This is a genomic window from Nocardiopsis sp. ATB16-24, from assembly GCF_030271535.1.
In the GTDB taxonomy this organism is placed as follows: domain Bacteria; phylum Actinomycetota; class Actinomycetes; order Streptosporangiales; family Streptosporangiaceae; genus Nocardiopsis.
This window is the reverse complement of the sequence record NZ_JASCXJ010000016.1, coordinates 1-13,429: the sequence shown is the minus strand read 5'-3', so window position 1 is coordinate 13,429 and position 13,429 is coordinate 1. Positions and strand designations below refer to the sequence as shown.

The 13,429-nt window shown below is 69.9% G+C and carries 10 protein-coding genes; 7 read left to right on the top strand and 3 right to left on the bottom strand.

What is annotated here, in order from left to right; translation table 11 throughout:
- Window positions 1–120 precede the first annotated feature (120 nt).
- Window positions 121–960 carry an SDR family oxidoreductase gene (locus PFX91_RS16975; protein ID WP_285733042.1) on the top strand — a complete coding sequence of 280 codons (840 nt, stop codon included), beginning with the start codon at window positions 121–123 and terminating at the stop codon, window positions 958–960.
- Between the two features lie 59 nt (window positions 961–1,019).
- Here PFX91_RS16975 and PFX91_RS16970 read toward each other — a convergent pair whose 3' ends face one another.
- A complete protein-coding gene (locus tag PFX91_RS16970; protein ID WP_285733040.1) occupies window positions 1,020–1,454 on the bottom strand; it encodes a TIGR03668 family PPOX class F420-dependent oxidoreductase in 435 nt (144 codons plus the stop codon).
- 98 nt (window positions 1,455–1,552) lie between these two features.
- The gene (locus PFX91_RS16965) at window positions 1,553–2,824 is read right to left on the bottom strand and encodes an MFS transporter (RefSeq protein ID WP_285733037.1); all 1,272 of its coding nucleotides are present in this window, start codon (window positions 2,822–2,824) and stop codon (window positions 1,553–1,555) included.
- A 569-nt stretch (window positions 2,825–3,393) separates the two neighbouring features.
- On the opposite strand from PFX91_RS16965, the gene PFX91_RS16960 reads away from it, so the two are divergent.
- The 3 genes from PFX91_RS16960 (at window position 3,394) to PFX91_RS16950 (ending at window position 5,923) form a co-directional block, all read left to right on the top strand.
- Window positions 3,394–3,771 (top strand): hypothetical protein, encoded by a 378-nt coding sequence (locus PFX91_RS16960; protein ID WP_285733035.1) that lies wholly within the window; start codon window positions 3,394–3,396, stop codon window positions 3,769–3,771.
- Window positions 3,772–4,138: 367 nt separating this feature from the next.
- Complete coding sequence (locus PFX91_RS16955; RefSeq protein ID WP_285733034.1) at window positions 4,139–5,356, top strand: WD40 repeat domain-containing protein; 1,218 nt, start codon at window positions 4,139–4,141, stop codon at window positions 5,354–5,356.
- 129 nt (window positions 5,357–5,485) lie between these two features.
- Entirely contained in the window at window positions 5,486–5,923 is a 438-nt protein-coding gene (locus PFX91_RS16950) for a GerW family sporulation protein (protein WP_285733032.1), read from the top strand.
- Between the two features lie 60 nt (window positions 5,924–5,983).
- Here PFX91_RS16950 and eccD read toward each other — a convergent pair whose 3' ends face one another.
- A complete protein-coding gene (eccD, locus tag PFX91_RS16945) occupies window positions 5,984–7,318 on the bottom strand; it encodes a type VII secretion integral membrane protein EccD (protein ID WP_285733031.1) in 1,335 nt (444 codons plus the stop codon).
- A gap of 218 nt (window positions 7,319–7,536) precedes the next feature.
- Here eccD and eccCa point away from each other — a divergent pair, with 218 nt between their 5' ends.
- From eccCa to PFX91_RS16930, 3 genes are all read left to right on the top strand, one after another.
- Window positions 7,537–11,496, top strand: a complete 3,960-nt coding sequence (gene eccCa, locus PFX91_RS16940; protein ID WP_502888328.1) for a type VII secretion protein EccCa — start codon at window positions 7,537–7,539, stop codon at window positions 11,494–11,496.
- 179 nt (window positions 11,497–11,675) lie between these two features.
- Window positions 11,676–12,800: a hypothetical protein gene (locus PFX91_RS16935; protein WP_285733028.1), complete on the top strand. Its 1,125-nt coding sequence runs from the start codon at window positions 11,676–11,678 to the stop codon at window positions 12,798–12,800.
- 141 nt (window positions 12,801–12,941) lie between these two features.
- Window positions 12,942–13,268, top strand: a complete 327-nt coding sequence (locus PFX91_RS16930; protein ID WP_285733026.1) for a hypothetical protein — start codon at window positions 12,942–12,944, stop codon at window positions 13,266–13,268.
- The last annotated feature ends 161 nt before the right edge of the window (window positions 13,269–13,429 follow it).

Sequence of the window (13,429 nt, the reverse complement as noted above, 5' to 3'; positions counted from 1 at the left end):
CGGTCCCGGAGGGCACCACGGCGTCGGTCGCCCCTTCCGTACCGGGTGTGCCGGGGGTGACCCTGGGTAGCCGCACACCCGAGTGCGCGTCACCGGAACGCGCGGAAGGGGGACACGAGAATGGCACAGGCCGGCGATGACCGTGTCGAGGGTGCGCACGCGTTCGACGACTACGACCGGGTCGCGCTGGTGACCGGCGCGGACAGCGGGATCGGCAGGGCGACCGCGATCCGCCTCGCTCAGCAGGGCTTCGACATCGGGGTGACCTTCCATCAGGACGAGGAGGGCGTGCACCGGACCGAGGCCGAGATCCGTCAGACCGGCCGACGGGTGGCGATCCGCCGGCACGACCTCACCGACCCCGTCGGGGGTTCCGAGGCCGTCTCCGAGCTCATCGAGGACCTCGGGGGCGTGGGCGTCCTGGTCAACAACGCGGGCACTGGTTCCGAGGAGCCCCTGTTGGAGACCGGATACGAGCGCTGGCGTGAGGTGCTGTCCGTGGACCTGGACGGGGTCTTCCTCTGCTCGAAGATCGCGGCCACCCACATGCGCGACGCGGGGCGCGGAGGTCGCATCGTCAACATCACCAGCGTGCACGAGGACTACCCACGGGTGAACGCGGGCGCCTACTGCGTCGCCAAGGGCGGAGCCAAGCTGCTCACGCGTGTCCTCGCCCTGGAGTTGGGGTTGTACGGCATCACCGTGAACGCGGTGGCGCCGGGAGAGATCGCCACCCCCATGACCGGACAGCACGAGGAGCAGCCGGCCCTGGACTCGCGTGCCGGTTATCCGCTGCCCCGCCCCGGTCACGCCTACGAGGTCGCCGAGGCCGTGGCCTTCCTCGCGCGCCCCGAGGCGTCCTATGTCACCGGAGCCTCGTTGTTCGTGGACGGGGGACTGTCCCTGATGGGTCCGCAGGCCGGTGGCGCCCTCCAGGACGCCACCTGGCGCGCCGGCTGACCGGCGCGGCGGATCGGCCCGGGAAGGCCACGGTCACTCTGTGGGAGGACCGTGTCCGGTCAGCGCCACCCGGTCGCGTCCTGAGAGGACCATCCCGACCATCGGTGGACCCGGACCAGGATGATCGCCTCCTCGGGAGGGTCGTCACGGTACTGGCCGTACCGTGCCGCGAGGCGTTCCCGGGCCTCGTGCCAGGCGGGCCCCGCGTGTTCCACCAGCGCCTCCCCGTCCGCCCTGGCCCACCACAACCGGTCCCAGTCGTCGCTGTACTCGTCGGCGAGCAGCGAGACCCGGGGGTCGCCCTCGATGTTGCGTATCCGCTTGAGGCGGTAGGTGCTCTTCGGCTTGTGGTCCACGGGGATCGCCACCGTGTCACCGTAGGCCGCGAACACCACGGGCACCAGGTGGGGCCGTCCGGCCCCGTCCACGGTGGCCAGTCTGGCGACACGGCTCGCCGAGAACCTCTCCCTCGACCGCTGCGGGCTCCACTCCATGGGGAAAAGGTCCCATCCGCCCCTCGACGGCACAAGGGGGGACGACGTGTGTCGCCCGCATCCACGCACGGCCGCCGAGGTCTCCCCGCCCTCGGCCGCTACCCGCGGGGTCGGCGCAGGATGAGGAGGTACAGCACCGCGGTGGCGCACGCCGTGGTCACGCACATCGGCACGAAGGCCACCTGATAGGCCTCCGGTCCCTCCGGCAACGCCTGGAGGATGGCGCCGGCCGCCACGGTGCACACCACCGCCGTGGTGAAACCGCTCATGTTCACCAGGCCGGAGGCGACCCCGGTCCGACTCGCCGGGATACCGTCGCGCGCGAAGTCGAAGGAGACCGTCGGCGCCAGGGTCTGCCCGATCGCGCTCACCGCCATCACCGTGAGTCCCAGGGCCACGGGCACGGCGCCGGGCCAGAGCACCAACAGCAGCCAGCCCACGGTCAGGGCCGTTCCGAGGAAGAGGGCGAGCCAACGTCGCACGTCGGGTCTGCGTCCGACCACCGCTCCCGCGAACGGGGCCATCCACAACCCGCCCGCGGCCAACACCGTGAGGGCGAGGGCGGCCGTGCCCTCGGACAGGCCCAGACCCGCCACGAGGAACGGATAACCCCACAGCACCATCATCATCGTGAACGGCGCCATGACGGCGGCGTGGTGGGCCATGCCGATCAACGGTCCGGTCGCGTGCAGGGCCTCCTTGAGCGCGGCCCACACCGGAATCGGGTCGGCCACCGTGGACCGTCCCGCCGCACCGGCCGGGCGATCGCGCACGACCATCAGCACCAGCAGCGCCATCAGCACGCTCAGGGCCGTGGTGACCAGGAACGCGGCCACCCAGCCGATCCCGCCCAGGGCCCAGGCCAACGGTGCGGCGCTGGCCACCTGTCCGGTCCCGCCGACCACACCGGTGAGCCCGCTGACGAGGGCGTAGCGCGCACGGGGGAACCACAGGGCGGCCAGACGGATGACGTTGAGGAACACCAGGGCGTCGCCGAGCCCGATGAGGAACCGTCCCGCCACCGCCGCCTCGATGCCGGGGGCCAGCGCGAACAGCAACGAGCCGGCCGCCATCGCCACCATGCCCATCACCAGCGTGTAGCGCGGTCCGAGCCGGTCGGCGAGCAGCCCTGCGGGCACCTGGAGGACGACGTAGACGAGCAGCTGCAACATCGGCAGCACGGAGAGCAGTGCCGGGCCGACGTCGAAACGCGCCTGCGCCTCCAGGGCCGCCACCCCGAGACCGTTGCGGTGCAGCATCGCGAGGAAGTAACCGCCCACGGCGACGGCCCACACGAGCCAGGCGCGAGCGCCGCCCGTGGGTTCCACGGGAACGGTAGTCCGGTCACCGGACGTTTGGGGCTGTGCCACTGGGCGACTTCTCTCCGTTTCGTACGAACTTCCTCCAGTGTCCTGCACGAAGGAGACCGGCCCTGCCATCGGGGCGAAGAGAACCACGGAACCGAGCGGAACCTCCGCCCTACACCACCCTTCGGGGAAGGCAAAGCCCGCGTCGGGTTGTTCCAAGGGAGTGCAATTCGCACGAAATTACACTAAGTCATCGAACAAGAGCTAGAAGTGGCCAAAATGAGTGAGGCCCATGACATCCCACGCGTGTTCGGGGACACTTTTTCCTCACCAAAGCCATCGAACATATCTGCGGAATACATGCTCCGACCTTGATGTTCTCAGTAGAACCAAGTTGAGATGATTTTGTTAAATGTGACATTGGTCACACTCAGAAGGCTCGACTACCCCGGGTCAGTTGCTGCTAGCATCCGGAGCGCAAAGAATAACTACGAGGTAACGACACCGTTCGGGCCTCGCCAACTTTGTGGAGGGAACCCGCCAAGGCCATCCGGTGAGGCGGTGCCCCTCGAACCGCGGTGATGTGCAGGGCACAGCTGTCGCCGCGGCCGCCTAGACCACTGGAGACGACCTTGAGTCACTGGCGCCTGAACAACCCCCGGGCCTCCCGGGCGAAGTCGGCTCTCGCCAGACGAGTCAAGCACAAGCCCCGTCACGCGTTCTGCGCCGAACGCGCGGTCACCGCACTGCTGGGTGAGCTCGCCTCCCTGACCCCCCGCCAGTTCTACTGGTCGGGCACCCCCGAGATGGCCGTCGTCTCGGTCCACAACGACGTCAACGTCTGGTGTCGCGACGGCCGTTTCTTCTGGAACGACCTCTTCCACGGCGGGACCGTCTCCCATCCCGCGAACGACCCCGTCGGCGCGGCCGAACTCCTCAACCCCTTCGCGCGGGGGCCCGAGCCGGTGTACAGCCACGGCACGGTCGTCGACCACACGGTCGCCGCCTGAGAACACCCCCGCGTTCACCGGCTCCCGTCCACGATCCCCTTCCCGCCGTCCACGGCACGGTCCTCCACCCGAGACCCTGCGCACCGTCCCGGGCATGAGGCGTGCCCCGAGGCGACGGAGGGCGCGACGAGCGCGGGGGGCGCTCCCCTTGCGCGGACCGGCGTCATACCGCACCTCGAATCTTCGGACCTCAAGCCACAAAACCTCACATACGGGCATGCAATCCCTCTGAACGGTTCAGAACCACGTGCAGCGGGCACCATTCACGGGTTACGGTGACTCCTGACACACCTCCGGGTACACGCACCGGCGCGAACCCCGGCGGGCCGTCCTCGATGTCACCCCCCTGCAACGCCCCAGAGGACCCATGCGCCCCCTCAACCCCGACGAACCCGCCCGTCTCGGGGACCCCCGCATCCTCCGTACCTTCCGCCCTCTCCCGCTACCCGATCCTCAAGGCACGAATCATGCTCATGCGGACGAGGGTGTCCGTACCCTGCCCCGCGTCCTGGCTCTGATCACCGTCACGGTCCTCCTCCTCGGCATGGGCCTGTACTCCTTCGCCGCCGCGTCCTGGAGCCCCGCGGGCACCGCGGACACCGGCACCGGTGACTGCTCCGTCTCGGAACGGATCCTTCCCGGTCGCCTCGCCCCGCCGAACGACCCCCAGGTCGCCTTCCCCGACGACGTCCCGCTCGAACTCTCCTTCTCCCCGGACGGCTCCATCCTGGCCGTCTCCCAGATCGACACGGTGACCCTGTGGGACTGGGAACGATCGAGGGTCCTGGCCCAGATCGACCACGACGCCTCCGCCCTGCCCCCGACACCCGCCTCCTTCAGCCCCGACGGTTGCATGGTCGCCTACGGCACCGGCCACGGCGCCGTCGTCGTCGACCTGGGCTCCGGGAAGCGGTGGACCGTCGGCTCGGACCGGCCCGTGCGGGCCGTCGCCTTCAGCCCCGACGGCTCCTCGCTGGCGGTCGGTGTGCGAAGCGACCCCGACGGCCGAATGCTGCACCTGCACGACACCGCGACATGGGAGGTGGAGTCCCGACTGGCCGGTTCCACGTCCCTGGGGGCCATCAGGTACTCCCTCGACGGCAGTGTGGTGGCGGGTGGTGAGAACGGTGGCGGGGTCACCGTCTGGAACGTCGACGACCCCCGACCGACCGGACTGATCCGCGACCGCGCCGGGGTGGGAGCCGACGCCTTCGACCTCCTTCCCGACGGCTCGGGCGTTCTGATCATCCGTTCGGGCACCGTGCTCCTGGTGGATCCCACGACCGAGGAGGTCGTACGCGAGTACGTCCCCGGCGCCGACACGGGCGTCCTGGTCGACGTCGCCTACAGTGCCGCGAGCGGCCGGGTGTTCGCGGCACGTCTGGATCCCGTCGCCGACACCGGCGGCATGGTGGCCTGGGAGTACGGCGCGGCCACCGAGGTGGCGCTGGGACCGGACCTGCCACGTGTGTTCCCCATGGCCCTGTCCGAGGACGGTTCGCGGGTGGCGGGCCTGCGCACGGGGAGGGGCGACATCGCGGTCCACAACACCGAGCTGTCCCTGCTCGGCGTCCTCGCCCGCTGAAACACGGACGCCCCCTGGCTCCGTCGGAGCGCGGACCGACGCCCGCGAAGACGCCGGGTGTCCTCCCCCGCGTCCGCCCCGTCCCGCTATAGCGTGAAACCTCGTACCCGTCTCCGAAGGGATCTCGCCATGCCAGGGCCCGCCCGCGGTACCAGCCCCGCCCTGTCCACGCTGACCAGGCTGATCGAGAACACGAGGGCCTCGGCCCGGACCACGTCGGTGTTCGGGGACCCCGTGCTCTCCGGCGACACCACGATCGTCCCGGTCGCCCGGATCACGGCGCTGACCGTCATGGGCGGGGGCACGGGCCACCTGATCCTCCGGTCCGGCGGAGAGGGTGCCGGCGGCACGGGTCTCGTCCGGGCCCGGCCCGCGGGCTTCCTCGTGCTCGACGGGGAAGGGGTCCGGTTCCGCCCCATCCGGCAGCCGGCGACCGCGCTCGCCCTCCCGCTGGCCGTGATCGCGGCGGTGACGGCCACGCGCATCCTGGGCGTCTCGCTGCGCGAGGCCCGCCGCCGTCGTCGTTCGGCCTCGGGGAAGGAGCGCGGGGCACGGCGGTCCGGCTGAACCTCGTGCGGAGGCGTCCGGCATCGTCGGAAAAGACCCGACCGCGCGGATCCGACGTCGTTACGCGGTCATCGTCCGCACGAAATCGAACAGACCCATTCCCCAGGCGAACACCGCGCACATCGCGATGATCACCACGATCTCCGTCCAGTTGAGGAAACGGCGCAGGGAGGCCCTGGGCACGTCGGTCAACCGCACCCAGCTCAGAACACCGAGCGTGATCCCGCCCAGCAGCACGATCAGCGGCAGCCATGGTGCCAGGAACGGGTACTCGCCGACGACCGCGACCCCGGTCGCGCCCACGCCGAGCACCCCGGCCAGTCGCAGTGGCAGCACGTGCCGGATCCGGTCGAACAGGCGCGAGCGCAGTACCAGGAGCACCGAGAGCAGCCCGCACAGCAGAAGGTCGGGAAGCCCCGTGGCGAGGAGGCTCAGCAGCACGGCGACGGCACCACCGCTGACCGCGGTGCCCAGCACGATGCCCAGCAGGAGCCGGTCGGTGTTGTGGTAGGTGTCCTCGAACCGCTCCGTGGCGACCTGCCCCGAACGTCCCACCTCGTAGTCGAGCCCGGACAGCCCGCCCATCACCATCGCCACACGCGGCAGCGCCCCCACGCACAGCACCAGGGCCAGCCCCATGGAGCGGACACCCTGTACCGGCTCCACGAAGATCCCCACCACCACGAGGATCCCCGCGGTCACGGCCACCACCCCGAACCCGGCGATGTAGGCCAGCCCCGTCTCGTGCAACGCCCAGCCGACCACCGCCACCAGCAGGGCCCCGGACAGCGCGAAGGCGGTCATCACCAGGGGATCGGCACTGGTCACCAGGCCGGCGGCGAGCACGGCCGTGACCGCGCCCCACGCACACGCCGTCGCGAACAGCACGTGCGCGACGGCGACCAGGGGTCTGCGTGCGGCGAGCAGCATCACCGCGATGGTGAAGAGCGTCCCCAACGAAGCGACCCCGAGGTGGCCGGCGGAGGGACGCCACCACATCATCAGTCCCAGTAGCGCCAGGGGGGCGATCGCCGCGACAAGGAGTCCGAAGGACAGCGTCGTGGTCGGGTTCCAGATACGCGCGGTCTCGTCGACGCGGTCCTCGACGGCGCCACGGACGTCGTCCACGTGAGCGGGTCTGCTCCGCGCGGTCCGCCGGTCCAACACCAGCACGTCGCCGTCGTGGACGCCCGCGTTCTCCAGAGGTTCGTCGGGATGGACCGGGGCCCCGTCCAGTGTGCTCAACGCCCAGCCCGCGGGTTCGACGCCCTCCTCCTCGGGAGCACAGACCTCGATGATGCGGGGCATCAGCGTTGCCACGGGAACCGTTCCAGGAAGCGCCAGATCGGCCCAACGTTCCGGCCCGGTGACGGTGACCCGGCAGTATCCACTCACACCAATGGTTCCTTTGTCGTCGTCATGGGCGGTTGTCGCCTTTGGGGGTGAGACGAACGCGAATTAGGTGATTCGCGAGGATCGCGAGATCATCCTTAGCGTAGCCATCCAGACGCCATCCCCCGTAAGCGGACCGAAAGAGACCTCCTGTGGCGACGAGACCAGTCCCCCGCCCGGCTCGAAGCGTCCCGGCTGCCCCCGGGAACTCTCCCCTCGTCATCGCTACTCCCCCGCAGATGCCGGAGAACCCGCCGGCGTCGAGTTCCGGTGCCATGATCATCATGCCGATCATCACCGGCTCCGGTTCCCTGTTGATGTCCATCACCATGGGCCACCGTCCGCTGATGGCCGTCGCCGGCGTGATGATCATGATGGCCAGCGTGGTCGTCGGCATCATCATGTTCGTCGCCCAGCACAACGGTCCGCGCAAACGCATCCGCGAACAACGTGAACGCTACGTCGACTACCTGGACCAACTGCGTGAGATCGTGCGCGACGTGGCCGCAAGCCAGCGCGCCGACAACGCGTTCCGCCACCCCGACCCACGACTGCTCATCGACCCGGCCCGCTCCCGGGCCCGCCGATGGGAGCGACGGGCCTCCGACCCGGACTTCCTCGACCTGCGCGCGGGCGTGGGGACGCGCCCCCTCGCCCGACGACTCAAACTCAAGGTCGACACCTCCTCTCCCCTGATCGTCTACGACCCCGTCTGCCAGGGCGCCGCCGACCAGCTCATCGAGCTGTACGCGAACGTGCCGGAGATGCCCTTGGTCCTCCCCCTGCGCGAGCACGGCGTGGTGTCGGTCGTCGGCGACCGTGAGGCCGCCCGGGGTCTGGCCCGTGCCCTCATCGCGCAGATGGCCACCTTCCACTCCCCGCACGACCTGCGAATCGGCGTGGTGCGCGACAACAAACTGCGCTCCCACTGGGAATGGCTGAAATGGCTTCCGCACAACACCTTCGACGACGCCAAGGACGGGCCGATGCCCGCACGGTTCGTGTCGGTGAACACCGTGCAGGTCGCCGAACTGCTCGCGGACGAGATCGAGCGGCGCACCGTGGACCTCCAGCGACGCCGCGGCGCCCCGCCGGGGCCGGGCACCCAACGACTGGTCGTCGTCCTGGACGGCGAGTACCAGTCGACCCTGTCCGGTCTGCGGGCCGAACCGCCCGTGACCTCCCTGGCCGACCTGGGCGTCCACGTGATCGCGTTGGTGTCGGATCGACGTGAGGAACCGGAGGCGGTGGACCTTCGGCTGAGGATCGACGCCGACGGCACACTGGTCGAGGAACCCGAGAATCCCGACGAGGAGACCGACTCCCCGCCGCTCGAAGGCAGGGCGGACCGGTCCAGCGTCGCCCATCTGACCTCCCTGGCCCGCATCCTGGCCCCGTACGGCATCGCGGTCACCGACGGCGACGACGCCATGCACTCCACCGTCGGGCTCCCGGAGATCCTGGGAGTGCCCGACGTCGCCCAACTGGACACCCGGCGCACCTGGCGTCGACGCAGCACCGGCGACTACCTACGGGTGCCGATCGGCGTCGGCCCCAGTGGGAACACGGTTCTGCTGGACCTGAAGGAGTCGGCGTTCGGGGGCATGGGCCCGCACGGCCTGGTGGTGGGCGCCACGGGTTCGGGCAAGTCGGAGATGCTGCGCACCATGGTGGCGTCGCTGGTCATCAACCACTCGCCCGAGTCGCTGGCCCTGCTGCTGGTGGACTTCAAGGGCGGCGCCACCTTCGCCGACACCGACCGCCTGCCGCACAGCGCGGGACTGATCACCAACCTGGCCGACGACGACTCCCTGGTCCTGCGGTTCCGCGAGGCGACCTTCGGCGAACTGGTGCGCCGCCAGCAGATCCTCAAGGACGCGGGCAACCTGCCCAACCTGCACGCCTACGAGGCGGCCCGGGAGGACGACCCGAGCCTGGCGCCCCTGCCCCACCTGCTGATCATCATCGACGAGTTCTCCGAACTGCTCACCGCGCACCCCGACTTCGCCGAGCTGTTCGTGGCCATCGGCCGTATCGGGCGTTCGATCGGTGTGCACCTGCTGCTGGCGACCCAGCGCCTGGAGTCGGGCAAGCTCAAGGGCCTGGAGTCCCACCTGTCCTACCGCGTGGGCCTGCGGACGTTCTCCGAGGCGGAGAGCCGCGAGGCGATCGGGGTGGGGGACGCCTACCACCTGCCCCCCGAACCGGGATCGGGCTACCTGAAGGTGGACACCTCGGTCTTCGAGCGGTTCAAGGCCGCGATGGTCTCGCAGCCCTACGAGCCCCCCGTCCAGGAGGAGAAGGAGGAGCACGCGCCGGTGCTCCCGCTGCTGTCCTACAACGGCCTGGACAAGGTCACCGGGGCGGGATCGCTGGTGGAGTCGCTCGTGGACTCGATCCGCGCCAAGAGCGAGGAGCCCAAGAAGGAGGACAAGCGCACCACCCTCCAGGTCACGGTCGACCGTCTGGTCGCCTCCGGCGCGGACAAGGTGCGACCGATCTGGCTGGAGCCTCTGCCGGAGACGCTCACCCTCGACCGGGTGTTGACCGACCTGGGCGAGGGCGAGGACCTGGAGGGGGCCGGCACCGAGCCCGAACCCTCGGACATGCGCGCCGTCATCGGCCTGACCGACATCCCCCGAGAACAGAAGGTCGTCCCGACCGAGCTGGACTTCACCGGCGCCGAGGGCAACGTCATCGTCCTGGGCGGCCCCCAGTCCGGCAAGTCGACCATGCTGCGCACGGTGATCGCCTCCCTGGCCTGGCGCTACCCGCCCGGACGGGTGAGCGTGTACGCGATCGACTTCGGTGGCGGCGCCCTCCAGGCGATGGAGGACCTGCCGCACGTGGCGGGTGTGGCCGGACGGGCCGACCCCGAGAAGGTCCAGCGGGTGCTGGTGGACGTGCGCGCCCAACTGGACCGGCGCCAGCGCGTGTTCCGCAAGTACAAGCTGGACTCCCCCGCCGCCCTGCGCCAGGCCCGAGCGGACGGCAGGGTTCCCGCGAACGTGGTGGGCGACCTGTTCCTGATGATCGACGGCTGGTCGTCGGTGCGCGACACCTTCGACGAGGCGGACGAGATCCTCATGGACGTGGCCACGCGGGGCCCGTCCCTCGGGGTGCACACGATCCTGACCGGTGCCGCGAGCTCGCAGGTCCGGTCCCGGTTGCAGGCCCTGTTCGGCGGACGGTTCGAGCTGCGACTGAGCGACCCCATGGACTCGGGGATCGGTCGCAAGGCGGCCGAGGCCCTGCCCAAGGACACCCCCGGGCGCGGTCTGACGGCGGAGGAGCACCACACGCACGTGGCCCTGCCCCGTGTGGACGGTTCGGCCGACGGCGAGGACGTCACCGCGGGCATCCGCGACCTGATCAAGCGGGTCGGTGAACGATGGCCCCAAAAGGCCGTCCAAGGCGTCAAGACGCTGCCGGCCAGGGTGGAGCTGGAGGACCTGCTCAAGGGCCGCCGGGCCCCCAAGCGCGGCCGGGACCTCGAACTGGTGCTGGGCATGGCCGAGAGCACGCTCACCCCGGTCACCACGAACCTGGCACGGGACCCGCACCTGATGGTGTTCGGCGACCCTCAGACGGGCAAGAGCGCGCTGCTGCGCGGACTGGTCAAGCAGATCGTGCGCCGTCCGTCCACCGAGATCGGCGTGGTCATGGTGGACTTCCGGCGCAGCCACCTGGAACTGGTCCCCGAGGAGTACCTGCTGGCGTACTGCACGAGCGCGGAGCAGACCAAGGCCGTCGCGGCCAACCTCGCCGGGTCGTTGAAGGAGCGTCTGCCGGGCCCGGACGTGACACCGAAGCAGTTGCGCGAGCGCAGCTGGTGGAAGGGTCTGGACCTGTACATCGTGGTGGACGACATGGACATGCTGGGGGCGCGGTCGAACCCGCTCGCGCCGTTGGCGCCGTTCATCCCGCAAGGCTCCGACCTGGGCCTGCACATCATCGCGGCGCGCCGCACGGGCGGTGCGGCGCGGGCCATGTTCGAGCCGGTGCTACAGGCGCTGGGCGACATGGCCACCCCGGGCATGCTGTTCTCCGGTGACCGGATGGAGGGGCGCCTGGCCAACGGCGTGGCGTCCCGCCAGCTGCCCGCCGGACGCGCACAGCTGGCCCGCCGCGGAGAGCGTCCGGATCTGGTCCAGGTGGGCTGGAGCGAGCCTCCCGCCTGAGCGGTCGTACCGCTCTCCGATGTTCCCCGACCGGGCCGAGAACGTCGGCTCGGCGCCCACCCGACCTCGCCTTGGCGAGGTCGGGGATCGGATAATGGACACCTCACCCCGAGCGAACCATGACACGCTTGGGGGGATCTCACCCCCTGTGTCCCCGTCGTCCCCCGAAAGGCGGCTCCATGCGGCGTCCCCTCGCCCTGGCCTCGGCCGTGTTGTGCCTGCTCGCTCCCACAGCCTGCGCCGACACGTCCAACGGCTCGGACGGCCCCGCCGAGACCGTGGAGGAGTTGGCGGAGGAGGGGCTGTCCGGGCTGGCGCTGCTGCACCGCGGTTTCGAGGGAGGCGACCCCGAGACCGACCAGGTCCTGGTCTTCCACGACCACGAGACCGGACAGCCCGTGCACCGCGTCGCCCTGCCCGAGGGCGCGGTGGACCCGATGGCCCCGGCGCTGCCCGTGCACTCCCAGTTCTCCGAGGACTGGACCTTCTTCGCCTACGCGACCTCCGAGCCCAACGCCGTGCACGTCGCCGTCCTCACCGATCCGGAGGAGACCGGAGAGGAGGAGGTCTCCTATCAACCGGTCGAGTCCATCACTCCGGCGGCGAACGAGGTCCTGTCCCAGCCCGTCGTCCACGGTGAACGGCTCTGGTTCGTCTCCGACAACGTCCAGGACGGCGCTCCTCCCCAGGTCCTGTCCGTACCGCTGGAGGCTCCGACCGGCACCCCGAACCAGGAGGGAAGCCTTCCGCTGGGGGAGAACCAGCGTCCCAGCGACTGGGCGCTGACCCCCGACGGGGCGCTGCACATCCGCAACAGCGTGCCGACCCAGCAGAAGAACTCCTCCGATGGGGGGAGTCTGGTGGTCCGGGAGACCGCGGGAAGCGTCGTCAACGCCACCCTCAACATCGGCGGCGGCCAGTGGCAGACCTTCGACGGCTCTCTGGTGTGGGGCGAGGGCACCGCCGTGCTCCGGCCCGACACCGTCGGAGGTGGAGAGCCGCCGGCGGGCGCGTACCTGGTGAGGGTGGAGGGAGAGGGCCACACAGCCACCCGTCTCCTCGAAGAGGCCGACGGGCCGGTGGTCCAGTACGCGCCGGCACCCGAGCGTGACGCGGTCCTGCTCCAGACCGCCGACTCCTGGTTCCGGGTGGACCTGGAGGACGGCGAGGTGACGGAGACGGAGGAGGCCTTCCCGCGCTTCCACGACGCGTCCATGGACGGTTGGCCCCTGGTCGTGCGCTGGGTCCGGGAACCGGTGACGTCCGATCCGAGCGCGAGCCCCGACACGGACTCGGACGGCTGAGGGCTTCACATGGGGCAGGCGTCGACGCACCGTGGGAGCACCCCGGTGATAGGGCACGCGGGAATCCGCTTCCTGCATTCGCCTCACCGGAAGCCGCGCATTCGCGGGATGGAAGATACAGAGAAGAGAAGGAGGTCGTGAATGACCGAGTCAGGCGGCAATCCGATCGAAGGGATGCAGGGCGGCGAGTACGCCGAGACCCTGGCCTCGGCCATGGCCGGAATCGCCGACATGTTCGACCTGATCATGGAGGACGCCAAGACCGCCTCGGGGCATCCCGACGTCGCTTTGGGCTTCGGGCTGTTCAAGAACGACATGCATCCCCTCTTCCTGGAGGTCCAGGACCACGGGCTGCAACTGGCCGAGAACATCCAGGCGGGTGCGGGAGAGATCGCGCTCAACGACCTGGAGTCCGCCGAGGAGTACGACACCCCCTGGGAGTTCCATCGAGACATCAACTCCGACTGACCCCCGCACCCTTACCAGCACCCCCAAGGAAGATCATGGCCTCCTTCCAACTCTTCTTCTCCCCCCGCTCCATCGAGTCCTTCGTCAGCATCATCCGCCCCGTCAGCGAGGAACTCACCATCCTGGAGGCCCGCCTGCTCGGCAGGGCCGGCGACCTTGAG

What these genes read in the sequence shown, in the direction of transcription:
- PFX91_RS16975 (WP_285733042.1), top strand. Translation starts at nt 121, where the DNA reads ATGGCACAGGCCGGCGATGACCGTGTCGAGGGTGCGCACGCGTTCGAC.
- PFX91_RS16950 (WP_285733032.1), top strand. Translation starts at nt 5,486, where the DNA reads ATGCCAGGGCCCGCCCGCGGTACCAGCCCCGCCCTGTCCACGCTGACC.
- PFX91_RS16930 (WP_285733026.1), top strand. Translation starts at nt 12,942, where the DNA reads ATGACCGAGTCAGGCGGCAATCCGATCGAAGGGATGCAGGGCGGCGAG.
- PFX91_RS16935 (WP_285733028.1), top strand. Translation starts at nt 11,676, where the DNA reads ATGCGGCGTCCCCTCGCCCTGGCCTCGGCCGTGTTGTGCCTGCTCGCT.
- PFX91_RS16970 (WP_285733040.1), bottom strand. Translation starts at nt 1,454, where the DNA reads ATGGAGTGGAGCCCGCAGCGGTCGAGGGAGAGGTTCTCGGCGAGCCGT.
- PFX91_RS16955 (WP_285733034.1), top strand. Translation starts at nt 4,139, where the DNA reads ATGCGCCCCCTCAACCCCGACGAACCCGCCCGTCTCGGGGACCCCCGC.